This window comes from Roseovarius pacificus, from assembly GCF_900142665.1.
Classification (GTDB): Bacteria; Pseudomonadota; Alphaproteobacteria; order Rhodobacterales; family Rhodobacteraceae; genus Roseovarius; species Roseovarius pacificus.
Genome location: NZ_FRBR01000001.1, coordinates 1,103,975 through 1,125,483, shown reverse-complemented (window position 1 = coordinate 1,125,483; position 21,509 = coordinate 1,103,975). Strand labels below are relative to the sequence as shown.

Sequence of the window (21,509 nt, the reverse complement as noted above, 5' to 3'; positions counted from 1 at the left end):
GATGAAACCGATCGGGTCGCAATGCCGTCACTATTGGTTGTTGCAGGATATGGCGAAAGCCACCCAGGTCGATCTGGCCAGGGCGTTTCGCGAAGGGCGAATCAGCACGCAGGAATGGGCTGGCATGGTCGGTCGCTGCCGCGCCTGTAGCTGGCCTGACGGATGTCAATCGTGGTTACGCCGCACTCCCGGACCTCGTCATATACCGGCACGATGCTGCAACCGGGCACGGCTGGCGCTTTTGAAGATCGAAGAAGAGTTGGACTGCACATGACTGCACACGTAGCCCGCCTTGGCGATCCGACGCTGCATTTCTGGCTGACACGTTCGGTTGCGCGGGCCGCGTATGTCAATTTGTCCGAGGCCATGGCCAATGGATGCCTGAATGTGCAGGAATATTCGGCCCTCGTGACGCGGTGCCGCAAATGTCAGCATGTCGAAACATGCGAAGCATGGCTGGCGTCGAACGCCGCTTCGGCCGCCCGCGCGCCTGATCATTGTCCGAATGCCGACATCCTCAACCGGCTGGCGGCTGAGCTGAAAGCCTAGGGGCAGACTGTCGGCTTGCGCCGTCGGGCGGGCGTCAGTCGCCGCCCGTTTCCTCGGACAACCATGCGGCGGCGTCAGAGGTGCTGCCGACATCTTCCCATGTTATGACGGGCAGGTCGTATGGGTGATCCGCTTCCAGCATTCGGGTCAGGGGCTGGCGCAGGTCCGCACGGGTCTTGAGCGTCAGCAGGACTTCTTGTTCTTCTTCGATTGCGCCTTGCCAGTGAAACAGGCTGATCAGTCCCGGCGTGATGTTTGCACAGGCCGCCAGACGCGCCTCGAGCGCAGAACTGGCCAGCATCCGCGCCGCGTCGAGATCGGGGCAGGTGGTGCTTACGTGGATCATGGCGAGCATCCCTTTTTGGCCATGGTCGATGGGTCGGGGATCAGCCTAACCCGTGTCTGGGATTCTGTTAAGCGGGTTGGTACGAATTCGCCTGTGTGCCGGTTGATGCCACGCAGTATCGCATGGAGCGAGCCTAGCTGCCTTGCGCCACGGCGGCGGTGATCCCGACAAAGAAGCAGGCCGAGGCGATCACGATGAAGATATGCCATATGGCATTGGAAAACCGCAGGTCTTCCCGGCAATAAAACGCCACGCCACCCGTATACAGCAGACCCCCGGCCACGATCATTGTCAGGCTCAGCACCGGCAGAACCGGCACGAGCGGAATAAACAGGGCGAGCCCGGCCCATCCAAGCGCCATGTAGGGCACCCACCCGGTTGTCATCTTGCCCGGTGCGGTCATCAATTTCATCCCGGCCCCGATCAGGGCGCAGGCCCAGACCACAGTCAGAACGACATATCCGAATGCCGTTCCAAGGACGACACCGAGAGGTGTGAAGGTGCCTGCGATCTTGACGAAGATTGCAGCATGATCCAGCCGCCGTAAAATTGGCCGGGCCGAAGTGTGCGCCGCCATATGATACGTCGCCGAGGCCGTAAGCATCATGACAAGGGCGGTGCAGTACAGAACCGTTGCTGCCAGCGTCGGTCCATCCATCTGAAAAGCCCACAGGGCGAACAGAACCGCGATTCCGATCAGCGCGGCAACGATGCCGGCAACATGCACGACGCCATCGGCGATGCGTTCGGCACGGGTGTAGTCGGGATAGGACAAGTCGATCATGCCTCCTGTCTGTCAGACAAAAGTAAACATCAGGATAATATCATAGAATTTTTCGAAAAGACGCAGGAGATGTCGGTCCCAGTCTCAACCCGGTGCAATCAAGCGACCCCACAGGTCATACTCGCCGGCTTCGTCAACCTCGACAGTAACCAGATCCCCCACGCTGAGCGCTTCGGTGCCTTCGTCGATGAAAAGGCAGCCGTCTATTTCCGGCGCATCGCCCTTGGTGCGGCAGGTGGCAATGCCGTCGGCGTCGATATCGTCAACGATCACCTGCTGGTGGGTACCGACCCTGGCGGCAAGTTTCGCTTCGGAAATGGCCTGCGCCTTTTGCATGAAGCGTTCCCACCGATCCTGCTTGATGTCTTCGGGCACATGATGGGGCAAGTCGTTCGAACGTGCCCCATCCACGTTTTCGTACTTGAAACACCCCACACGATCCAGTTGCGCCTCGTCCAGCCAGTCCAGCAGGGTCTGGAATTCATCCTCGGTTTCGCCGGGATAGCCAACGATGAAGGTGGAACGCAGGGTGATCTCCGGGCAATCCCGGCGCCATGCCGCGATCTCGTCAAGTGTCCGGGCCGCAGCGGCAGGACGCGCCATGCGTTTCAGCGTATCGGGGTGCGCGTGTTGAAACGGGATATCCAGATAGGGCAGCACCAGTCCCTCGGCCATCAGGGAAATCAACTGGCGCACATGTGGATAGGGATAGACGTAGTGCAGCCGCACCCATGCCCCGAGGCCACCCAGATCTCGGGCCAGATCGGTGATATGCGCACGATGGCCATTCGTTTCTGCGTGTTTGATATCCACGCCATAGGCGCTTGTGTCCTGGCTGATGACCAGCAGTTCGCGCACGCCGTTCTCGACCAGCTTTTCGGCCTCGCGCAACACCGCATGGGCCGGGCGGCTGGCCAGCTTGCCGCGCATGTCGGGGATGATGCAGAACCTGCACTTGTGATTGCAGCCCTCGGAAATCTTGAGATAGCTGTAATGCCGCGGGGTCAGTTTGACGCCCGACGCGGGCAACAGATCGACAAAAGGATCGGGTGCGGGCGGCACGGCGGCATGCACGGCGTCCAGCACTTGTTCGTACTGGTGCGGTCCCGTGACCGCCAGCACCCTGGGGTGCGCGCCGGTGATGTAGTCGGGCTCTGCCCCGAGACAGCCGGTCACGATCACCCGCCCGTTTTCGTTCAGAGCTTCGCCGATGGCCTCCAGCGACTCGGCCTTGGCGGAATCCAGAAACCCGCAGGTGTTGACGATCACCGCGTCGGCCCCGGAATAGGCGGACGAAATCCCGTACCCTTCCGCCCGCAGGCGGGTCAGGATGCGTTCGCTGTCCACCAGGGCCTTGGGACAGCCAAGGCTGACCATGCCGATGGTGGGCTGGCCCTGACGGGCGGTTTCGGTCACGCGGGCGCGGGCCAGATCGGGCCGCAGGTCGGGGGGATTGGTGCTCATGCACGGGCGTATAATCCAGTGTGGGCCGTGCGGGAAGGGAAAAGCAGTTGTTGGCAACCCGGTGCGGTCTTACATTTCACGAAGGTAGCGAAGGAGAACTGGTATGCGGTGGCTGTTGCGCCTGATCGGGCTTGTAATCGTTTTGGCTCTGGTCGCGGTTGTGTCGTTGTTCATGTTGCCCGGTGACCGGATCGCGCGCATCGCGGCGGAACAGATCAGCAATGCGACCGGTCGCAAGGTCACCATGACGGGCGATACGACCGTCAGTTTCTACCCGGTTCTGGGGGTCAGTACCGGGGCGGTCACGGTGGCCAATGCCGACTGGTCCGATGCTGGGCCGATGCTGAAGGCCGACAGCCTGAAAATCGGGGTCGAACCGACGGCACTGTTCGGTGGCGACATTCGCATTACCGGGCTTGAGGCGGTCAAGCCTCAGATCCTGCTGGAGCGTGCCGCAAATGGCCGTGTGAACTGGGAGTTGGGGGTCGAGGGCGTTGCGTCCTCGGGGCAGGCCGGCGATGGGCAGCCCGCGCGATCCGAGCGGTTGTCGCTGACGCTCGACCGGGCGTTGATCACCGATGCGGCGCTGTCCTATGTCGATCACGGGACGGGCGAGCGGATCGACATGGCGGATATGGATTTCGATCTGCGCTGGCCCGATTACGACGGCGCCGCGACGCTTGAGGCGTCACTCAGCCCGGCTGGCCAGGCTGTCGCGATTTCAGGACAGCTCGAAAAGGTTGGCAATTTCATCGCCGGCGGGGTTTCGGATATTCGGGCCGATGTTTCGGCGCCGGGTGGCAAACTGTCCTTCGTGGGCCGGGCCGGGATGCAGCCGCAGATAGGTGGGCGCCTGAGCGCCGATCTGGAGAATACCGCGCGTTTTCTGGCTGCGCTCGGGGTGTCGGGTGTCGATATTCCCCAGGGGTTCGGGCGCGCGACAACGCTTGAAACCGATCTGACCCTGACCGAGGAAATGCGCCTGTCGTTGCGTGACACGGGCATCGCGCTGGACAACAACAGCCTGACCGGGGCGGCCGATATCTATCTGGGTGGGGCCAAGCCGCGGGTGAACGCGCAACTGCGTGCCGGGGCGCTGGATTTCTCGGCTCTGGCCGCGTCCTCGGACGGGAGCGGAGGAGGCGGCGGGGCAGGGGCTGCCGGTGGCGGCAACGTGCCCACGGATGGCTGGTCGAAAGCCCCGATTGACGTCAGTGCACTGGCCCTGGCCGATGCCGAGGTGGCGTTGCTGGCCGACAGCGTGAACCTCGGGGATTTCAAACTGGGTAAAACCCGCAGCCTGATGACGCTGGACCGTTCGCGCGCAGTGTTCGAACTGCGGGAATTGCAGGCGTATGGCGGGCTGATCACCGGGGAGTTCGTGATGAACAACCGTTCCGGCCTGTCGGTGGGCGGCAAGATCAAGGCGGGGGGGATCGACATGAAAACCTTCCTCACCGATGCGGTCGATATTTCACGGTTCTCCACCACCGGCGATGCCGAGGTCAGCTTTCTTGGGGTGGGCCAATCCCTGCACGCGATCATGAACAGCCTCAGCGGGGACGGTGCGATCAAAACGGCGCGCGGTGTGATCTCGGGAATCGACCTGGACCGGCTGATGCGGTCGGGAGACCTGAGCGGCGGCACCACCGTATTCGACAGCCTGAGCGCCAGTTTCACAATGAACAAGGGCAACCTGTATAACACCGATCTGCTGCTAAGCTTGCCCCTTGCCCGCGCCCAGGGTGAGGGCCGTATCGGACTGGGGGCACGCGACATCGACTATCTGTTCACGCCCACGCTGCTGGAGGGCGAGAACCGCAAGGGGCTGGCGATTCCGGTGCGTATTCGCGGCCCGTGGGCCAGCCCGCGCATTACCCCCGATCTCGAAAAGGCCATCGACCTGAACCTGGAGGCAGAAAAGGAAAAGCTGGAGCAGAAGGTGCGCGAAGAGCGCAAGAAGATGGAAGAAAAAGCCCAGAAGGAAATCAACCGGACCATCGAAAAAGAACTGGGGGTCACGGTGGATGAGGGCCAGTCGCTTGAAGATGCCTTCCAGAAGAAACTGGAGAACGAGGCGGCCAAGGGCCTTTTGAAATTGTTCGAGTAGACAGAAATCGGGCGCGTCCGTGTTGAACGCGCCCGGCCATCAAGTCGCAGGTTATCCCGACCTAGCGTTTGCGGTCGCGGCGGCTGCTCATGGGCTGGAAGGCCACGCCGACATGGGCCTCGCAATAGGGTTTGCCGGATTGAACGGGCAGGCCGCAGAACCAGAAATCCTCGGTTGCCGGGTCGCCCACGGGCCATTTGCAGGTCCGCTCGGTCAGCTCCATAAGCGTCAGTTTCTTGGCCTTTTTTTCGATCTCGCTCACCTTTGCCAGGGCCTCGGGGTCGATTTCGTTTGCCGAAGGCTGTGGCGGCAAGGGTTGACCGGCCGGAATGATCTGTTTGACGCGTGAAACCGGGGCGGCTGCGGGTTTTTCCTCGGCTGCGGGTTTGGGATCGGGCTTGGGGGCCGGTTTGGCGGCGGGTTTCGCCTTGGCCTCGGCCTTGGGGGCGGGTTTGGCCTTGGCCGCGCTTTCCGAAGCGGCCCCGCCGCCGGAGCCGTTGCGGTTGGACAGGCCGAGGCGATGCACCTTGCCGATCACCGCGTTGCGGGTCACGCCGCCCAGTTCCTTGGCGATCTGGCTGGCGGATTGCCCTTCGCCCCATAGTTTTTTCAGCAATTCGACGCGTTCGTCGCTCCAGGACATGGTGCTTTTCCTATCTCAAAAGGCGGCCGGTTGCCCGCGCCGCCCTGCAAAATCCGATATCGGCCCTATTCTAATCACTCACCGGTAAGTTACAAGGCATCGAATCGTCCACCCGATACATAAGAGGACAGCATGGCAGGCAGCACGGAAATGGGCACGCGACGCTTTGGCCGGGTCAACTGGCTGGGGCTTTATACACTGGCATCTCGCGAGGTTCAGAGGTTCCTGGCGGTCTGGACCCAGACCCTGCTGGCGCCGCTGGTCACGGCAGGGTTGTTCATGGTGATTTTCTCGATCGCGATCGGCCCCCGGAGGGGCGACGTGATGGGCGTGGATTTCACCACCTTCATTGCGCCGGGCATCATGATGATGACGGTGATCCAGAATGCCTTTGCCAATACCTCGTCCTCCATCGTGATCTCGAAGGTGCAGGGCAATATCGTCGATACCCTGATGCCGCCGATCAGCCCCGGAGAGATGGTGATCGGCTATATGGCGGGTGGGGTCGGGCGCGGCCTGTTGGTGGCCGTGGCCATCGCGGCTGGCCTGTTCGTCTTTCGCGGGATGCTTCCCGCGCATCCGCTTTGGGCGCTGGTCTTTGTCTTGCTGGGGGCGGGGTTCCTCTCGGGGTTGGGCATGGTTGCCGGTATTTTTGCCAATAAATTCGACCAGATGGCAGCGATCACGAACTTCGTGGTCACGCCTTTGGCGTTCCTGTCCGGCACGTTCTATTCGGTTCAGGCGCTACCGCCGGTGCTCAACGAGATCACCCATTTCAATCCGATCTTCTATATGATCGACGGGGTGCGCTATGGGATGATCGGGGTGTCCGACAGCTCGCCCGTTCTGGGCCTGGCGATCGGTCTCGCCGCGACGCTGGCGATCTTGATGGTGGCCTGGGTCATGTTCGGGCGGGGATATCGGCTAAAGGCCTGAAATTCATCGGATTTTCAACGGCATAACCGCTCGGCATATTCGCCATAAGCCTTGTAGGCCAGCCAGAAACGTTCATCCGCAGGGCGGTCGGACTGGCGGATTTCCTGTGCGCGATGCGGGTCGGAATAGAAGGTGACCGCGCGGCGTTGTTCCGAGCGGCTGAGGGTCTGATCCGCTGCCGCCTGAATGCAGCCGCACAGGCGGTGCGAGCGCGCCTTGCGGTCGGACGCCATGCAGGCGTTGCTGATCGGCCCCGAGGCGATGGGGACGGCGCCGGGCGGCAGGCGTTTGTCGCCTCCTCCTCCGCAACCGGCCAGAAGAGCCACACACCCGATAACCAATGCCTGTTTCATCCTGTCTGCCCTGTTTTCCTTGACGATCTGGCGGAGTTTGTTTCGTTTTCGCCGCATCGCCGATGGTTTTCCCTGCTCTGAGCGATCATTGCCCGATTGGCGGGGATTTTTCAATTCACAACCTCAGCCCGACCTGCGAGGATGCCTGTGCAAGCGTCTCCGGAGGTCCCATGGATTTCAGTCTTTCCACATTATTCTTCATTGTTTTCATGGTCATGATCCTGCAACCGCTGCTGGCGGGGCGGGTGTTCGGGTTTCGCCGCGAACAGGCGATCCGCAGCATCGAGCGCAAGCGCAAAAGCCGCGTCATCACCATGATTCACCGGCAGGAAAAGCGCAATTTCTTCGGCATGAACGTGTCGCGGATGATCGACCTCGAGGATGCGCAATCCATCATTTCCGCGATCAAGGCGACGCCCAAGGATACGCCCATCGACCTGGTGCTGCACACCCCCGGCGGGCTGGTGATCGCGGCCATGCAGATTGCCCGCGCGGTCGAGGCGCACCCGGCGAAAGTCACTGTTTTCGTTCCGATTTATGCGATGTCGGGGGGCACCCTGATCGCCCTCGCGGCGGATGAAATCGTGATGGGCGAGTTTTCCATGCTGGGGCCGATCGACCCGCAGATCATGGGGATTTCCGCCGCGTCGATCATTGCCGCGCGGGATGCCAAGCCGGTCGAGCATGTGTCGGATGTGGCGATGGTGCTGGCCGATGTCAGCGACAAGGCGATCCGGCAGGTGACGCGCGGTGCGGTCGAGATCATGACCCCGCGGATGGAGCGCGACAAGGCCGAGGCGCTGGCGCATAAGCTGGCCTCGGGGACGTGGACCCATGACTATGCGCTGACCCCGGAAGAGGCGGGCGAGCTGGGCCTGGCGATCACCGTGGGGATGCCGCCGGAAGTTCTGGACCTGATGAAACTCTACCCTGCGCCGGTCAAGCAGAGCGCGGTCGAGTTCCTGCCGTTCGACCCGCCGGGGCGCAAAATGGGGTGAGGGACGCGAATCAGGGCAAGCCACTGGTTAACAAGACAAAACGGCGTTCGGTATCGCATCGGTAATACGTCGGTATCGCGTCGGTGTCGGATCGGTATATCGCCGTGGTTAACAAGGCGACCGCGTACCGTTTGTACGAAACCACCCGTGGTTTTGTACGAACCCAAAATGCCGGATCGACCGCAAACGCGGTCCGTCGCCCAACAGGCCGCGACGATCCGCTTGACCCCCGATGCGCCATGACGTATCCCGTCGCGCAGTTGAGCGGGCATGGTGAAATGGTATCACACGAGCCTTCCAAGCTCTTGGTGCGGGTTCGATTCCCGCTGCCCGCTCCAACCTGAATTTCCCCGATCACGACGAAAAACAGGCGCTTTCACCCTGCCTGCGGCTAATCTGCGCACTTGACCCGGCGCGTCTGCGCGGCCAAGAACCGTGACCGAACAGGCCGAAGGAAACACACCATGGTGCGCAGAGCCTCGAACGGCGCAGATATGATCGAACGCGACAAGTCGAAGGAAGTGGGCGCGCTGGCCGAGTTGTGGCCCTTTCTGAAGCCCTATCGCCTGCTGGTGCTGGCCGCGCTGCTGGCGCTGACGCTGACGGCGACGGTGTCGCTGATCCTGCCGATGGCGGTGCGCCGGGTGGTCGATAATTTCGGGGCCGAAGACGGCGCGGTGCTGGATCAGTATTTCATGGCGGCCCTTGGCATCGCCGCGCTTCTGGCGATTGGCACGGGGCTGCGTTATGCGCTGGTGACGCGGCTGGGCGAGCGGGTGGTGGCCGATATCCGCAAGGCGGTGTTCGACCGCGTGATCGGCATGAGCCCGGCGTTTTTCGAGGGAATCATGACCGGCGAGGTGCTGAGCCGGATCACCACCGATACCACGCTGATCCTGTCGGTGATCGGCTCGTCCGTGTCGATCGCGCTGCGCAACCTGCTGATTTTCGTGGGCGGTCTGGGGCTGATGCTGCTGACCTCGGCCAAGCTGACGGGCATGGTTCTGCTGCTGGTGCCGCTGGTGATCGTGCCGATCCTGACCATGGGGCGCAAGCTGCGCAAGCTGAGCCGGGAAAACCAGGACTGGATCGCCAACAGTTCGGGCAATGCCTCGGAGGCGCTGCAATCGGTGCAGACGGTGCAGGCCTTTACCCATGAAACGGCCAGCCGCGCGGCCTTTGCCGGGGTGACCGAGCAGAGTTTCGATTCGGCGCGCCGCCGGATCACCACCCGCGCCGCGATGACGGTGATCGTGATTTTCCTCGTGTTTACCGGGATCGTCGGCGTGTTGTGGATCGGCGCGAACGATGTGCGCGCGGGCACGATGACGGCCGGGACGCTGGTGCAGTTCGTGATCTATTCGGTCATGGTGGCGGGGGCCGTGGCGGCCCTGTCGGAAATCTGGGGCGAGTTGCAGCGCGCGGCGGGCGCGACCGAGCGCCTTGTCGAATTGCTGCGCGCCGAGGACAAGGTGCAGGACCCTGCCAGTCCGGTGGCGCTGCCGCGCCCGGTGCGCGGCGAAATCGCGTTCGAGAACGTGCAGTTCGCCTATCCCGCGCGGCCCGATATTCCGGCGTTGAACGATTTCGACCTGAATGTCGCACCGGGGGAAACCATCGCGCTGGTGGGGCCGTCCGGGGCGGGCAAGACCAGCGTGATCCAGATGATCCAGCGGTTTTACGACCCCGTCGGGGGGCGCATCACGCTGGACGGAATCGCGTTGAGCGACATGGCGCGCAGCGATTTCCGGCAGGAGCTGGCGCTGGTGCCGCAGGACCCGGTGATCTTTGCCACCTCGGCGCGGGAGAACATCCGTTTCGGGCGGCTGGACGCCTCCGACGCCGAAGTCGAAGAGGCGGCGAAGGCTGCCGCCGCGCATGATTTCATCACCGCGCTGCCCGAGGGCTATGACACCTATGTGGGCGAGCGTGGCGTGATGTTGTCGGGCGGCCAGAAACAGCGCATCGCCATTGCACGGGCCATTCTGCGCGATGCGCCGGTGCTGTTGCTGGACGAGGCGACAAGTGCGCTGGACGCCGAAAGCGAACGTGCGGTGCAGACGGCGGTCGAGAAGATGGCGCGCACCCGTACCACGATCATCGTGGCGCATCGGCTGGCGACGGTGAAAAAGGCCGACCGGATCATTGTGATGGAGGCCGGGCGCATCGTGGCGCAGGGCACCCACGAGGCGCTGGTGGCCGAGGGCGGGCTTTATGCGCGGCTGGCGCGTCTGCAATTCACCGACGGTGAGGCGGCTTAGGCGAGTTTCCCCCTTGCGCCTGCGGGCGGTGCGGCAATGATGGGCCTATCATTTCGCAACGGGAGAGTACGAATGGGCCTCTGGAGTTTCATGAAGGACACCGGCAAGTCGCTGTTTGGCGGGGACGAGCCGAGCGCCGAGAAGGTGCAGCAGGAAGTCAGCGATCTGGGGCTGGATACCGAAGGGCTGGACATCACCGTGGACGGTGACGTGGTCAAGGTGTCCGGACAGGCGGCCAGCCAGGACGCCAAGGAAAAAATCATCATGGCGGTGGGCAACCTCGAAGGGATTGCCGCGGTCGAGGACAATGCCGGGGGCGCCGATCCGGTGTTCCACGAGGTCCAGAAGGGCGACACCCTGTGGGCAATTGCCGAAAAGACCCTGGGCAACGGGGCGGAGTATCAGAAGATTTTCGAGGCCAACCGCCCGATGCTGAGCGACCCGGACAAGATTTACCCCGGTCAGAAGCTGCGCATTCCGCAGGACGGCACCATGGCCTGATCGGCCATTGCTACCTGAATGATGCGGCCCTGCCCCCGATCGGGCGGGGCCTTTTTCATGGGCGGTTTTCCGGGGGCGTTTACAGGGCGCGTTTGGCGGGGTAGCTGTTCTTTCGGGACGTAAGGGATGCCATTGATGAAGATCGCCACCGCCGCCTATCCGCTGGACCCCGTGCAAGGCTGGCAGGCCTATGCCGACAAGCTGCGCGACTGGGTGGCCGATGCCGCAGGGCAGGGGGCCGATCTGTTGCTGTTCCCCGAATACGGCGCGATGGAACTGGCCATGCTGGACGGCCCCGAGGCGGCGGGCGATCTGGAGCGCGCCCTGCATGCGGTGGCCCGCTGGCTGCCACAGGTGGATGAGTTGCATTCCGAACTGGCGGCGAAATTCGGGGTGCATATCTGCGCCGCCTCGGCCCCGGTGTTCGACGCGGCGCTGGGCGAGCGCCCGGTCAACCGCGCGCGCCTGTTCACGCCGCAGGGCGGCTGCGGGGTGCAGGACAAGCAGATCATGACCCGCTTCGAACGTGAGGAATGGGACGTGATTCCCGGCGGGCCGCTGACCCTGTTCGACACGGCGCTGGGCAGGATCGGTATCCTGATCTGCTATGACAGCGAGTTCCCGCTGCTTGGCCGGGCGCTGGCGGAGGCCGACGTGATCCTCGTGCCCTCGGCCACCGAGGCGTTGGCGGGCTATTGGCGGGTGCGGATCGGAGCGATGGCGCGGGCGCTGGAAAATCAATGCGTTGTGGCGATGGCCTCGAACGTGGGGGATGCGGCGTGGTGCCCGGCGGTGGATGAAAACACCGGCATGGGGGGCGTGTTCGGCCCGCCCGATACCGGGTTCCCGCCCACCGGCGTGATTGCCGAAGGGCAGCTGAACCGCCCCGGATGGACCTTTGCGCAGGCCGATCCGCATCTGGTCGAACGGGTGCGCGCGGACGGCGTGGTGCTGAACCGCAGCCACTGGGACGAACAGCCCGGCCGCGTCGAGAAAGCCACAACAACCCGCCTGCGCTGATTATACGCTTGAAAAACACGGCAAATGGTCCCATTTAAGGCGCGGCTCACGAATTGGTGGGCCGTGCAACGAAGGAGAGACCATGGCCAAGGAAGATACGCTCGAATTTCCCGGTGTCGTGAAGGAACTCCTGCCGAATGCGACGTTTCGGGTCGAGCTGGATAACGGCCATGAAATCATCGCACACACGGCAGGCAAGATGCGCAAGAACCGCATCCGTGTTCTGGCTGGCGACCGGGTTCAGGTGGAAATGACCCCTTACGATCTGACCAAGGGTCGGATCAACTATCGCTTCAAGTAAGCGCGATATCCGCATCCCTCGGGCGGATGCCGGTTTTCGGACAGGATGCGGAATGCTATGACGAAAATGCGTTTGATCCTCGGATCGGGCAGCCCGCGCAGGCGGGATCTGCTGGCGCAGATCGGGGTGGTGGCGGATGACATCCGCCCGCCCGACATAGACGAAACCCCATTGAAAAACGAATTGCCGCGCCCCTATTGCGCCCGGATGGCGCGGGAAAAGGCGCTTGCGGTGAGGGCGGACAGCGATGACGTGGTGCTGTCGGCGGATACCACCGTGGCACTGGGCCGCCGCATCCTCGGCAAACCCGCCGATGCGGGCGAGGCCGCGCAATTCCTGCTGGCCATGTCGGGCCGTCGTCATACGGTGATCACGGCGGTGGCCGTGCGCCGGGGCGACCGGCTGTGGGAGCGTGACGTGGTCACGACGGTCAGGATGAAACGGCTGTCGGACGAGGAACTGAACGCCTATCTCGCCACCGGCGACTGGCAGGGCAAGGCGGGCGGATATGGTATTCAGGGGCCGGCAGGGGCGCTGATCCCCTGGATTCAGGGCTCGTTCACCGCGGTGGTGGGCCTGCCGCTCTGTGAAACCGCAGGGCTTTTGCAGGCCGCGGGCTATCCGGTGTATCAGGGGGACGCATGAAGGGACGATTGATCGCACTGGACCATCTGGACGGGGCCGAAGCCGCCGCGCTGATGGTCGATGGCCGTCTGGAGGATCTGTTTCTGGACAGCGACGCCCCGCGCCCCGGCGCGATCTATCGCGGCATCGCCGACCGTCCGGTCAAAGGGCAGGGCGGCATGTTCCTGCGCACCCCCGATGGTCCGGCGTTTCTGCGGCAAATCAAGGGGTTGCGCCCCGGCCAACCGATCCTGGTGCAGGTGACGGGATACCCCGAACCAGGCAAGGCGCTGCCGGTGACCGCGAAGGTGCTGTTCAAAAGCCGTTATGCCATCGTGACCCCGGATGCGCCGGGGCTGAACATGTCGCGCAGCATCCGCGACGATGACCGGCGCGATGTGCTGCTGGCCATTGCCCATGAGGAAATGGGCGACTCGGACATGGGGCTGATCCTGCGCTCGTCCTGTGCCGAGGCCGCAGACGATGAGATTGCCGAAGATATCCGCACCATGCAGGATCTGGCGCAGGCCGTCACGGGCGACGCCGACGGGACCGGGCCCGAGAAACTGACCGAGGGCGACGGCCCCCATGCGCTGGCCTGGCAGGGATGGAGCGCCCCGGCGCAGGTGGATACCGCGCCCGGGTCCTTTGCCGATCACGGCGTGCTGGATCAGATCGACGCGCTTCGCGTGGCGGATGCACCGCTGGGGGGAGGGGCCTCGATGAGTGTCGAGCCGACACGGGCACTGGTGGCGGTGGATGTGAACACGGGCGGCGATACCTCGCCCGCGGCGGGGCTCAAGGCGAACCTGGCCGCCGCCAGGGACCTGCCGCGCCAATTGCGCCTGCGGGGTCTTGGCGGGCAGGTCGTGATGGACCCGGCCCCGATGGCCAAGAAGGACCGCCGCCAGTTCGAAACCACCCTGCGCGCGGCGTTTCGCGCCGATATCGTCGAGACCGCCCTTGTCGGCTGGACGCCGCTGGGCCATTTCGAGCTACAGCGCAAACGCGACCGCATTCCCCTGAGCGAGGTGATCCGATGAGCTGTCCGATCTGCGAAAAAGAGACCGATCCGCGCTTTCGTCCGTTCTGTTCCAAACGCTGCGCCGATGTCGATCTGGGCAAGTGGCTGGGCGGTGAATATGCCGTGCCGTCGCGCGACCCCGAGGATATCGAACGCGCCCTCGACGAGGTTGAGCGGCAACGCGCCAAGCCGCACTGAAAAAATTGAATGATCCCTCTGGACACCCCGCCCGCGCTCGCCTAAGACACGCCCACCCGAACGCAAACGCGTTCCCCGTGCCCGGGTAGCTCAGGGGTAGAGCAGTGGATTGAAAATCCTCGTGTCGGTGGTTCGATTCCGCCCCCGGGCACCATCAAAAACCCAGAAAAACCCATTGAAAACAAGGTAGTTACGGTGAAATTCGGCTTGAAGCTGAATTTGGCGTTATGTGCCATTTTGTATGCATTTTTTGCTTTTCACACATCCTTAGCATGGCAAAAGCATGGCAAAAAACGAATGGCAAGGGTGGACTGCGCGACTCAGTTTATCCGCTAATGCGGGAAATCCCCCGCGTTAGCGGGGGTGACGATCTACTGGCGGACAAGCTAGAAGCACTTGAGGCGGTAGCGCGTTACGTTGCCGAATGACTGTAAGGTGAGGCATGCGGGGACGGATTAGATCGTGGTGGAAGGGTACGTATGTGCCCTATAGGAATGATCACGATAGTGGAGTCGTTATCATCGGAGGATTCACGCATCGGCACTGGACGTCACGCGCTGCGCACGTAGTGGTCGGGTTTCTCGGGCGTGAGTGGAAATGGGTCATCGGGACGTTGATAGCGCTGGTGGGACTCACAATGACCTATATTCGATTTTTCTAATTGCCCGCGTTAGCGGGGGTCATCGTCCGTTGATGCCCCGGCACCGCCGAGTCCCTCGGGCAAATTCGCGTCAGCCCGCATTAGCAGTTCCCGTTCCATTGCTTCCTTTTCCGCTCCGGCTAGATCGCCCCCGCCTTCCTTGAACCCTGAGGGCGTTAGCCCAAGCTCGCGCCGCCGCTCTTCGATAGTTGGGCGATGCATGCCCAGAGGGTGCGGCGCTGGTGGTGATTTATATGCCATTTTGTTTGGCCTCCTATTCGTTTGCCGCTGCTGCGCGGCGGCTGGCGCTGAATGCATCGGATGCAAGTTGCTTTTGCGACCTACGGAAGCTGTCCGCGTCGGGGCTGGTGACGTTCCAGTTAAAGTTATTGACCACGCCGCCGCCTGCGCCCGTAGCGGGGTCGCCGTTCAGTTCTACAGGTATCTTCCGGCCCTTGGTCAAATTTACTACGGCCTCATTGTCGTGCAGAATCGCAGGGATACCAGACGTGTTCGGCGTACCTGCTGAGAAGTGGGGCGCGTGCCGGAAGGCGCTGATCGGCGCAGTCGCCATGCCGACTGGGCTGTTTGACATGCCCCCTTCGGCGAAGGCCCCTACCGCCATGGACAAAATGCCGCCAATTCCGTCGCCACCGAAGAGGCCGGACAGGAGTCCACCACCACCGCCACCACTGGCGGACGCGCCACGGATCATCTGGGCGTGTTGCTGGCCCCCGGTTTCAATAGCCGTTTTAACTTTTGTCGCGTGCTGCTGACCGCTGGTCATTGTGGCGGATCGGACTTGCTGACCGTGCTGCATGCCTGCGGCGCGGGTGGCATTCGCCGCCGACTGTCCGCCCTGCACATGGCCCATACGGGCCTGCTGACCGGCTTGCTGTCCGCCCTGAGTCATGGCTGCGTTGATCTGCTGCGATACTTGCTGACCTGCTTGAATCATACCGCTGGATATGGCCTGCGCCGCCTGCGCGCCGCCCTGTGCCACGCCTGCACCTTCCCCGCCGGTGATATTGGGGGTCTCAGGATCGCCGATAGACTTGAAGCCACCGAACAGGCCCCCGAAAAGTCCGCCGTTTTCGCGGTCTGCCCCGCCAAGCAGGGTGTGCAGCTCTTTTGTCGCCTTGTCAGCGACGATATCGGCGACGGTACCAAGAATGGCCTCGCCCAAGGATTCAATATCGAACTTGCCTGTCTGGATCATCTCTGAAAGGGCATCGCGCACGTGATTGATTGCCCCCATCTCGATTTCGGTGGCGGCGTCCTTCCAAGTGGGCACGGACTCCCGCCATTTCTTGACGGGGTCTTCGCTGACTCTTTTCAGTTCTTCATTCAGCTTGGCGGCGGCGTCGATCTGGCGGATCATTGCCGCCGTAGTTTTGTCTACCGCGCCCCCTCCTGCGACCATCGCTTCAGCCATAGCGCGCGCGCCTTCGGCGGTCTCGAACTGACCGGACGCGACTAGATCGAGTTCAATTCGCTCTTCCTGCAAGCTATTGAGGCGATCTTTGAGGCTCTTGGTTAGCTCTTCGGTGGCCTTCTGTTCCTCGGTCAGCGCGGCCTTGCGGGACCCGCCCCCACCCTTGCTGGATGATTTCGCCGCCTTACGTGCCGCTTCCCTCGCCGCATCAAGCTGGGCATCCAACCTAAGCCCCTCGTTGAACTGATGCCGTTCTGCGTCGATTAGCTGTTTCTGCGCCCATCCCGCGACTCCGCCGGTTGCATTGGCCTGCATCTCTTTCGCGGCCATTTTTTGATTGAACATGAAGCGTTCGCGCTCCACGGCGGCGGCTCGCACGTTTTTGCCCGCATTCAGGGCCGTCAATTCTGAGGCCCGGGCCGCGTTGGAAAGGACACCGCCACCGATACTGGCGAGACTGGAAAGAATGGCGGCGATTTCCATTCGGACGCCCGCCATTGCCCCGGCCCATGCATACGTCTGGTCCACGGCCCCGCCGATTGCACCAGACGTGCGGCGCGCGGCATCCTCAGCTTCTGTCAGCTTGCGAACGTGCTCCCCTTGCGCGCCGGTGAGGTTTTCGACGCCGCCAACGGAATCGATGATGGTTTCGCGCATCTGCGCATAAAGGTCGGCAAGTTCCTCAGCGTTGTTCGTCGCACGCGACCGGGACCACAAGGATTCCAATGTGGTTGCAGCTTCCTTTGTTAGGTCTAGTTCGTCCCGGAGTCTGCGCGCGCGCCCCGCTGCGGTGTCGGCATATCCAGCAAGTGATTTCAGCCACCCGATTTCGAAGCTTTCGCCGGATAGTGAATCTCGGGCGGCGCGAAGATCGGAAAGGGCGTCGATTTGGGCAAGCTGTTTTTGCACTTCGATTAGGCGCAGCACCTCGGTTGTCACAGCGCCATATTCATCGCGAAGGGCGGCGTAGCTATCTGTTTTTGATGCGGCGTTGCTGGCATTGCTGATGGATTCATTCAGGTCTTCCATCGCGTCCTTGAAAGTCACGGTCGGGGGGATCGCGCTACCGATATGCTGGATAATGGCCGCACCTAGGGCGATGACTCCCACGGTTACCAGAGACACGGGGCTGACCATGGACAGGAATCCGCTTTTCAGCGTGGCCAGAATTGATGCGCGATTGCCCATCATGTTCAGAACCTGCGATACCTGCGTGCCCTGTTGAACGGCGAGCAATAGGGGCGACTGACCGGCGGCTAGCATCACGCCGATGTCATTGAACTGCGCGGCCATGTTGGCTGTGTGCATGCTGGATACGGTGGCGGTCTTGGCGTATCGGGTATTCGCCGCTGACGCGGCCATAAGCGTCTGACTAGCCTGTTCGCGTGCCTGCGCGGCACGCTGGGCGCTCATTACGCCCGCGTCTTCTAGCTGCTGAATCTCACGCAAACTTTGCTCATAGCGCTGTGAATTCGCGAAAAGGGGGTCGTGGGCGGCACGCAAGCGCTGCAATGCTTCTGTGCGGGTGCGGGCCGCGTTAGCGGCGGTCTCTTGTGCCTGCGCTGCTGAAATGGTCTCAGCCCGGAGTCTTTCGCTTTCACGTGCGGTCCGGTTTAGCTCGCTGGCCAGCGTACTGTACTGACTGCGCGACTCTTGGACGTCTAGGCCGCTGGTGGCATTCGTCAAGGATGTGCGAAGGCGGGCGAGTCCGGCTTCCAGCTTGGCGAGACCGGCGGTATCGCCGACACTCAGGAGTCTATCGCGAAGGCGGCTCGCTTGGTCAGAACTGACTCGAAGAGCGTTCGCAGATTGGAGGGCCAGCTTGCGGATGTTTTCGGCGGCGCGGTCGCTGGCGTTCCCGCTGGCGGCGGTGGCTTTTGACAGGCGATTTGCCTCTGCCGTGGCTGCTTTCAGCCCGGACACGTCAACTTTTGGGAGGCTCTTGAGGCTGGTGAAAGCCCCGCTTGTGTCGCGCTCTAGGTCATTCACCGCTTTGCGGACGCTGGCGATAGCGCCCCGGAATTTCTTTGCGCCGGACTCTGCGGCACCGGCGTCTATTTTTAGGCGTAGCTCGTGTGTCTCTGCCATAGGTCTTCCTTCTTGCCTGCATGTTGGAAAGGGTGGCGAAGTTTGCGGGTGACCAGTGGCAGGCAAATCGCCCGCAAACTTCGCCGGAGTTGGCGCAAAATGCGCACTGACTGGAGTAGGTCTAGAATACCACGGATGCGCGAAAACGCCTAAGAACAAACCGGGAACGGTCAGGCGGTGGGTGGCGCAGCTATCGGCTGTTTTGGGTTACGGGATTTCCCGTACCGCGCGAAATGCACTGCAACTATATTTCGCCCAAAGATTTCATTTTTGGAGGGCGATTTGCGATTCAAATGGTGGGGGGTGGGGGTCGCGGGTGGGACCCCTAAAGTTGTACAAAACGGCTGGAAGTTGCAGGCAGGTTGTATGAAAAGTGCATAACAAGTTGCACTACAACGCGCTCGCGGCTACTACGCCGCGCGATGGGGTACGGGGTTACCCCCCTTTGGAGCCCCCTATCGCATTGATTTTACACGATAAAATGATGATTCGTCAAGCAAATTGTTGTTGAAAATGATTGGTTCTTTGCCCCCTAACGGGGGCATCACCAGCCTGCCGTACCTGCTATGCCACATTATTCAGTCGCTTGCGCAGGTTGGCCACGCTGGATGCATGCCAGCGCCCGCCGCGTGCTGTCTTGATACCCCGGTGATTCAGTTCATTTGCCTGCTGTTGAAGCGTTGTAAAGCCGCTTTCAGTGAGGTCTAGCAGTGTGTCGGCTAGGTCAGTAGCGCGCGCGTTAGCGCGGTCCTTAATGGCCTTCACAGACGCTGTGTTGCCCTTGCCTGCGCGGCGCAGGGCTGCGGCTCCGTTGGGGTTGCCTAGCTTGGTTCCCTTTGCCTTTGTCGCGGCTAGTGCTGCTTTGATACGTGCGCTGATCGCCTCTGCCTCGGTCTGCGCGACAAGGGCTAAAACACCGATGGTAAGGGGCGTGGCGTGGGGGTTGTCACAGCATACGAAATCAACACCAGACTCCTGTAAACTAAGGAGAAAAGCGGCGCTTCTACTTAGCCTGTCGAGTCGAGCTATGACCAGCACCGCCCCGGTCACCCGCGCCAGTTTCATAGCCTTTGCCAGTTCTGGACGGTCGTTATTTCGCCCGGATTCTACTTCGGTGAATGCCCCTACAGTGATGGCCGCGTTAGCGGCTGCGTAGGCTTCGATAGCGGTTGTCTGGCCCGCAAGGCCCAACCCAGAGGCCCCCTGCCGCGCTGTGGAAACTCGGGTGTAGCTTACGATTTTCATGCGATTGCCTCCTTATACAAAACGGCCTGTCATTTGATACACCATTTTGTATAGCGCGAAGACATGATTCGCGAGTCGAATCAATAGGTTAGCGGGAAACAATGCGTTTCTGTGGCGATTTCTGCGTATATCATTTGTATATACAAATGTTACACTTTTCGGGGTGTTGTGCGTAAATGCGCAGACGGCGGCTGTAAGGGGTTTTCTTGACCGTGTCTGATCAACAGGCCACAAGGTATACATGACAGTTGAAGAACGAATTCAGCGGATCGGTGAACTAAAGGCTGAGTTTCAGAGGCTGGTGGAATTCCATGAAACCAGCTTTCGGGAAATAGACGCCAAGGCCAAGTATTGGTTAACCGCTGCGCTGCCATCATTCATCGCGCTTGCCGGGTATCTCTTCAAGCATGGTGATAGCTTGGCCTTGCCTTTGTTGGTCAGCGGGTGCGCGCTGGCGACATGTCTGTTTATTGCTGTCTATCTGTTTTCTTCAGTGCTTTTGTCGCTGAGGGTTGAAAGCGGTATCCTCACCCCAAAAAGCCGTCAGTTCGATGATGCAGAGTGCTTCATTAAGACAAGTGAGGATTGGGCAGAGCTTTGCGAGCTACAGGCCCAAGAATTGCTAGACGCCATCACAATCAACGAAACGCAGAATGCCCAGAAAAGCACACGCTTACGGCGGAGTGAGGTGGCATTATTTAGAGCGGTTCCCACCGGAATTTGTTTGGCTGGAGGCTCCGCCTTTGCTTACGCCGCTGCCTGTCCAAGCGGGCTTGCCACCACCGGAGCTACCGCCGCCGGAACGGTTGCCGGAATTGCTATTGGCGCTGGAACTGCTGCCGCCTTTGTCGCCCTTGACCATGTCGTCACCCGTAGAAAGAAGGATCATCAATCATAATAGCGCTACGGGGCCAGCGCCACAACAGGCAGTAGAAGTATTACGCTAACTCACCTAGATATAGGCTGCCCGCACTAACGATAGAATTGACGCAGTGCGGGCGGTCTAGTGCACTTTAAATCTTCGGTCGGTCCTGTTCAGGCAATTCCCATGGGTCTTCCAAGGTCACGAAAGCGTACATGGCGCGGTCATGTGTTCCTTTCGGCAAAAATGTTAGCAACAACACCGAAGTGACCAAATCCTTGTAATGCATATGCTGCTGGCGAAGACTCCCAAACTGCGTCACGTACCCCAGTCCCTCCAACTCGCGACATAGGGATGCAATGCTAGTCGAGTATTCGAGTTTCTGCGCAGCGGTGCTTAGGTCCCAAATTCCATCAAGTTCCGTAATCCAGTCCGAAATTTCCGCAGTCAATTGCAGCGCATCGCTCGCTTCAACAGCCGAAGCGTCAAACATAAACCCTTCCCACTCTTGGTTTCGGCAATAAAAGTCGTTTGCGGTTTTTATCGGCGAAGTTGGAACAAGGGCGACCTTGCGCAATGAACGCTTCAGTTCTTCAGTGAATCGATTTTCCTGTTCTGGTGTTGGCTTGTCAAAAACTCTCATGTCGAAATTGAGCGCGCGGGCGATACTTCTCAGGGTCTGAAGGCTGGGATTGTGTCGCCCGCTTTCAACTTTCTCGATTGTTCTGGTGGTCAAGCCAGCGGCATCCGCAAGATTTTCTTGGGTCCACTCAAACATAGTGCGGATATACTTGCACCGCTCTGCTATAAAAATCGGGTCTACTTCCATCGTGTGCATTAGATCACTCCATATTGACGATGGGAAGACACTGTCATGCGCGATATCGTCTGTCCCCGAACGCATCCCGAACGCATGATCTTACCCAACCCGCTAACGCGGGCACCTGCCATGCGGGTGGGGGTGTTCCGGCCTGTTCCAACGCTGTTCCAGTCGATTTCCTCCTAAGGCGTTGTTTTTGTTTACTTGTTCCATTGTTCCAATTGTTCCAGAGAAAATAATGGAAGCAAGGTAATAGGCTACCGCCACCCTACCGCGCGCCCTTTGCGGTGGTGTGAATTAACTTCTG

Annotated in this window: 21 protein-coding genes and 2 tRNA genes; 15 read left to right on the top strand and 8 right to left on the bottom strand. The window is 61.1% G+C overall.

Translation table 11 applies throughout. From position 1 onward, the window contains the following. Position 1 precedes the first annotated feature (1 nt). Positions 2 to 274 carry a DUF6455 family protein gene (locus BUB53_RS23125; protein WP_073033518.1) on the top strand — a complete coding sequence of 91 codons (273 nt, stop codon included), beginning with the start codon at positions 2 to 4 and terminating at the stop codon, positions 272 to 274. After that, positions 271 to 549 (top strand): DUF6455 family protein, encoded by a 279-nt coding sequence (locus BUB53_RS05330; protein ID WP_073033516.1) that lies wholly within the window; start codon positions 271 to 273, stop codon positions 547 to 549. The genes BUB53_RS23125 and BUB53_RS05330 overlap by 4 nt, the downstream gene beginning before the upstream one ends. A 34-nt stretch (positions 550 to 583) precedes the next feature. Here BUB53_RS05330 and cutA read toward each other — a convergent pair whose 3' ends face one another. The 3 genes from cutA to rimO all read right to left on the bottom strand — a co-directional run bounded on the left by cutA (position 584) and on the right by rimO (position 3,143). After that, the gene (gene cutA / locus BUB53_RS05325) at positions 584 to 895 is read right to left on the bottom strand and encodes a divalent-cation tolerance protein CutA (RefSeq protein ID WP_084728919.1); all 312 of its coding nucleotides are present in this window, start codon (positions 893 to 895) and stop codon (positions 584 to 586) included. A 133-nt stretch (positions 896 to 1,028) separates the two neighbouring features. Further along, positions 1,029 to 1,679, bottom strand: coding sequence for a PAQR family membrane homeostasis protein TrhA (gene trhA / locus BUB53_RS05320; RefSeq protein WP_073033511.1), 651 nt, complete (start codon positions 1,677 to 1,679; stop codon positions 1,029 to 1,031). Positions 1,680 to 1,763: 84 nt separating this feature from the next. Next, the gene (rimO, locus tag BUB53_RS05315) at positions 1,764 to 3,143 is read right to left on the bottom strand and encodes a 30S ribosomal protein S12 methylthiotransferase RimO (RefSeq protein ID WP_073033509.1); all 1,380 of its coding nucleotides are present in this window, start codon (positions 3,141 to 3,143) and stop codon (positions 1,764 to 1,766) included. Positions 3,144 to 3,246: 103 nt separating this feature from the next. Between rimO and BUB53_RS05310 the strand changes: the two genes are divergently transcribed. After that, positions 3,247 to 5,253, top strand: a complete 2,007-nt coding sequence (locus BUB53_RS05310) for an AsmA family protein (protein ID WP_073033506.1) — start codon at positions 3,247 to 3,249, stop codon at positions 5,251 to 5,253. A gap of 61 nt (positions 5,254 to 5,314) precedes the next feature. Here BUB53_RS05310 and BUB53_RS05305 read toward each other — a convergent pair whose 3' ends face one another. Beyond that, positions 5,315 to 5,896, bottom strand: coding sequence for a GcrA family cell cycle regulator (locus BUB53_RS05305; RefSeq protein ID WP_073033504.1), 582 nt, complete (start codon positions 5,894 to 5,896; stop codon positions 5,315 to 5,317). 132 nt (positions 5,897 to 6,028) lie between these two features. On the opposite strand from BUB53_RS05305, the gene BUB53_RS05300 reads away from it, so the two are divergent. Beyond that, positions 6,029 to 6,832 carry an ABC transporter permease gene (locus BUB53_RS05300; protein WP_073033502.1) on the top strand — a complete coding sequence of 268 codons (804 nt, stop codon included), beginning with the start codon at positions 6,029 to 6,031 and terminating at the stop codon, positions 6,830 to 6,832. 14 nt (positions 6,833 to 6,846) lie between these two features. On the opposite strand, the gene BUB53_RS05295 is transcribed toward BUB53_RS05300, so the two are convergent. Then, positions 6,847 to 7,185 carry a hypothetical protein gene (locus tag BUB53_RS05295; protein ID WP_073033740.1) on the bottom strand — a complete coding sequence of 113 codons (339 nt, stop codon included), beginning with the start codon at positions 7,183 to 7,185 and terminating at the stop codon, positions 6,847 to 6,849. A 170-nt stretch (positions 7,186 to 7,355) separates the two neighbouring features. Between BUB53_RS05295 and BUB53_RS05290 the strand changes: the two genes are divergently transcribed. The 10 genes from BUB53_RS05290 (at position 7,356) to BUB53_RS05245 (ending at position 14,266) form a co-directional block, all read left to right on the top strand. Next, positions 7,356 to 8,183: an SDH family Clp fold serine proteinase gene (locus BUB53_RS05290; protein WP_073033500.1), complete on the top strand. Its 828-nt coding sequence runs from the start codon at positions 7,356 to 7,358 to the stop codon at positions 8,181 to 8,183. A gap of 264 nt (positions 8,184 to 8,447) precedes the next feature. Next, positions 8,448 to 8,521, top strand: a tRNA-Gly gene (locus tag BUB53_RS05285). 126 nt (positions 8,522 to 8,647) lie between these two features. Continuing rightward, on the top strand, positions 8,648 to 10,444 hold the full coding sequence (locus BUB53_RS05280; RefSeq protein ID WP_073033497.1) for an ABC transporter transmembrane domain-containing protein: 1,797 nt from the start codon (positions 8,648 to 8,650) through the stop codon (positions 10,442 to 10,444). A 72-nt stretch (positions 10,445 to 10,516) separates the two neighbouring features. Continuing rightward, positions 10,517 to 10,945 carry a peptidoglycan-binding protein LysM gene (lysM, locus tag BUB53_RS05275; RefSeq protein WP_073033495.1) on the top strand — a complete coding sequence of 143 codons (429 nt, stop codon included), beginning with the start codon at positions 10,517 to 10,519 and terminating at the stop codon, positions 10,943 to 10,945. Between the two features lie 135 nt (positions 10,946 to 11,080). Further along, a complete protein-coding gene (locus BUB53_RS05270) occupies positions 11,081 to 11,965 on the top strand; it encodes a carbon-nitrogen hydrolase family protein (protein ID WP_073033739.1) in 885 nt (294 codons plus the stop codon). An 82-nt stretch (positions 11,966 to 12,047) separates the two neighbouring features. Then, entirely contained in the window at positions 12,048 to 12,266 is a 219-nt protein-coding gene (infA, locus tag BUB53_RS05265; protein ID WP_023849011.1) for a translation initiation factor IF-1, read from the top strand. 66 nt (positions 12,267 to 12,332) lie between these two features. Continuing rightward, positions 12,333 to 12,911, top strand: a complete 579-nt coding sequence (locus BUB53_RS05260; RefSeq protein WP_073033738.1) for a Maf family protein — start codon at positions 12,333 to 12,335, stop codon at positions 12,909 to 12,911. After that, positions 12,908 to 13,933 carry a ribonuclease E/G gene (locus BUB53_RS05255; RefSeq protein ID WP_073033493.1) on the top strand — a complete coding sequence of 342 codons (1,026 nt, stop codon included), beginning with the start codon at positions 12,908 to 12,910 and terminating at the stop codon, positions 13,931 to 13,933. The genes BUB53_RS05260 and BUB53_RS05255 overlap by 4 nt, the downstream gene beginning before the upstream one ends. Next, positions 13,930 to 14,112, top strand: a complete 183-nt coding sequence (locus BUB53_RS05250; protein ID WP_073033491.1) for a DNA gyrase inhibitor YacG — start codon at positions 13,930 to 13,932, stop codon at positions 14,110 to 14,112. The genes BUB53_RS05255 and BUB53_RS05250 overlap by 4 nt, the downstream gene beginning before the upstream one ends. A gap of 79 nt (positions 14,113 to 14,191) precedes the next feature. Continuing rightward, positions 14,192 to 14,266: transfer RNA gene (locus BUB53_RS05245), tRNA-Phe, on the top strand. Between the two features lie 760 nt (positions 14,267 to 15,026). Here BUB53_RS05245 and BUB53_RS05240 read toward each other — a convergent pair. Together BUB53_RS05240 and BUB53_RS05235 are read right to left on the bottom strand one after the other, a co-directional pair. Continuing rightward, on the bottom strand, positions 15,027 to 18,275 hold the full coding sequence (locus BUB53_RS05240; protein WP_073033489.1) for a phage tail length tape measure family protein: 3,249 nt from the start codon (positions 18,273 to 18,275) through the stop codon (positions 15,027 to 15,029). A gap of 564 nt (positions 18,276 to 18,839) precedes the next feature. After that, positions 18,840 to 19,520, bottom strand: a complete 681-nt coding sequence (locus BUB53_RS05235; RefSeq protein ID WP_073033487.1) for a recombinase family protein — start codon at positions 19,518 to 19,520, stop codon at positions 18,840 to 18,842. A gap of 241 nt (positions 19,521 to 19,761) precedes the next feature. Between BUB53_RS05235 and BUB53_RS22720 the strand changes: the two genes are divergently transcribed. Further along, positions 19,762 to 20,418, top strand: coding sequence for a hypothetical protein (locus BUB53_RS22720; protein ID WP_073033485.1), 657 nt, complete (start codon positions 19,762 to 19,764; stop codon positions 20,416 to 20,418). A gap of 115 nt (positions 20,419 to 20,533) precedes the next feature. Here BUB53_RS22720 and BUB53_RS05225 read toward each other — a convergent pair whose 3' ends face one another. Continuing rightward, positions 20,534 to 21,220 carry a helix-turn-helix domain-containing protein gene (locus BUB53_RS05225; protein WP_073033483.1) on the bottom strand — a complete coding sequence of 229 codons (687 nt, stop codon included), beginning with the start codon at positions 21,218 to 21,220 and terminating at the stop codon, positions 20,534 to 20,536. Positions 21,221 to 21,509: the final 289 nt, after the last annotated feature.

Coding starts and splice junctions, on each gene's coding strand:
- BUB53_RS23125 (WP_073033518.1), top strand. CDS start 2: ATGAAACCGATCGGGTCGCAATGCCGTCACTATTGGTTGTTGCAGGAT.
- BUB53_RS05330 (WP_073033516.1), top strand. CDS start 271: ATGACTGCACACGTAGCCCGCCTTGGCGATCCGACGCTGCATTTCTGG.
- cutA (WP_084728919.1), bottom strand. CDS start 895: ATGATCCACGTAAGCACCACCTGCCCCGATCTCGACGCGGCGCGGATG.
- trhA (WP_073033511.1), bottom strand. CDS start 1,679: ATGATCGACTTGTCCTATCCCGACTACACCCGTGCCGAACGCATCGCC.
- rimO (WP_073033509.1), bottom strand. CDS start 3,143: ATGAGCACCAATCCCCCCGACCTGCGGCCCGATCTGGCCCGCGCCCGC.
- BUB53_RS05310 (WP_073033506.1), top strand. CDS start 3,247: ATGCGGTGGCTGTTGCGCCTGATCGGGCTTGTAATCGTTTTGGCTCTG.
- BUB53_RS05305 (WP_073033504.1), bottom strand. CDS start 5,896: ATGTCCTGGAGCGACGAACGCGTCGAATTGCTGAAAAAACTATGGGGC.
- BUB53_RS05300 (WP_073033502.1), top strand. CDS start 6,029: ATGGCAGGCAGCACGGAAATGGGCACGCGACGCTTTGGCCGGGTCAAC.
- BUB53_RS05295 (WP_073033740.1), bottom strand. CDS start 7,185: ATGAAACAGGCATTGGTTATCGGGTGTGTGGCTCTTCTGGCCGGTTGC.
- BUB53_RS05290 (WP_073033500.1), top strand. CDS start 7,356: ATGGATTTCAGTCTTTCCACATTATTCTTCATTGTTTTCATGGTCATG.
- BUB53_RS05280 (WP_073033497.1), top strand. CDS start 8,648: ATGGTGCGCAGAGCCTCGAACGGCGCAGATATGATCGAACGCGACAAG.
- lysM (WP_073033495.1), top strand. CDS start 10,517: ATGGGCCTCTGGAGTTTCATGAAGGACACCGGCAAGTCGCTGTTTGGC.
- BUB53_RS05270 (WP_073033739.1), top strand. CDS start 11,081: ATGAAGATCGCCACCGCCGCCTATCCGCTGGACCCCGTGCAAGGCTGG.
- infA (WP_023849011.1), top strand. CDS start 12,048: ATGGCCAAGGAAGATACGCTCGAATTTCCCGGTGTCGTGAAGGAACTC.
- BUB53_RS05260 (WP_073033738.1), top strand. CDS start 12,333: ATGCGTTTGATCCTCGGATCGGGCAGCCCGCGCAGGCGGGATCTGCTG.
- BUB53_RS05255 (WP_073033493.1), top strand. CDS start 12,908: ATGAAGGGACGATTGATCGCACTGGACCATCTGGACGGGGCCGAAGCC.
- BUB53_RS05250 (WP_073033491.1), top strand. CDS start 13,930: ATGAGCTGTCCGATCTGCGAAAAAGAGACCGATCCGCGCTTTCGTCCG.
- BUB53_RS05240 (WP_073033489.1), bottom strand. CDS start 18,275: ATGGCAGAGACACACGAGCTACGCCTAAAAATAGACGCCGGTGCCGCA.
- BUB53_RS05235 (WP_073033487.1), bottom strand. CDS start 19,520: ATGAAAATCGTAAGCTACACCCGAGTTTCCACAGCGCGGCAGGGGGCC.
- BUB53_RS22720 (WP_073033485.1), top strand. CDS start 19,762: ATGACAGTTGAAGAACGAATTCAGCGGATCGGTGAACTAAAGGCTGAG.
- BUB53_RS05225 (WP_073033483.1), bottom strand. CDS start 21,220: ATGCACACGATGGAAGTAGACCCGATTTTTATAGCAGAGCGGTGCAAG.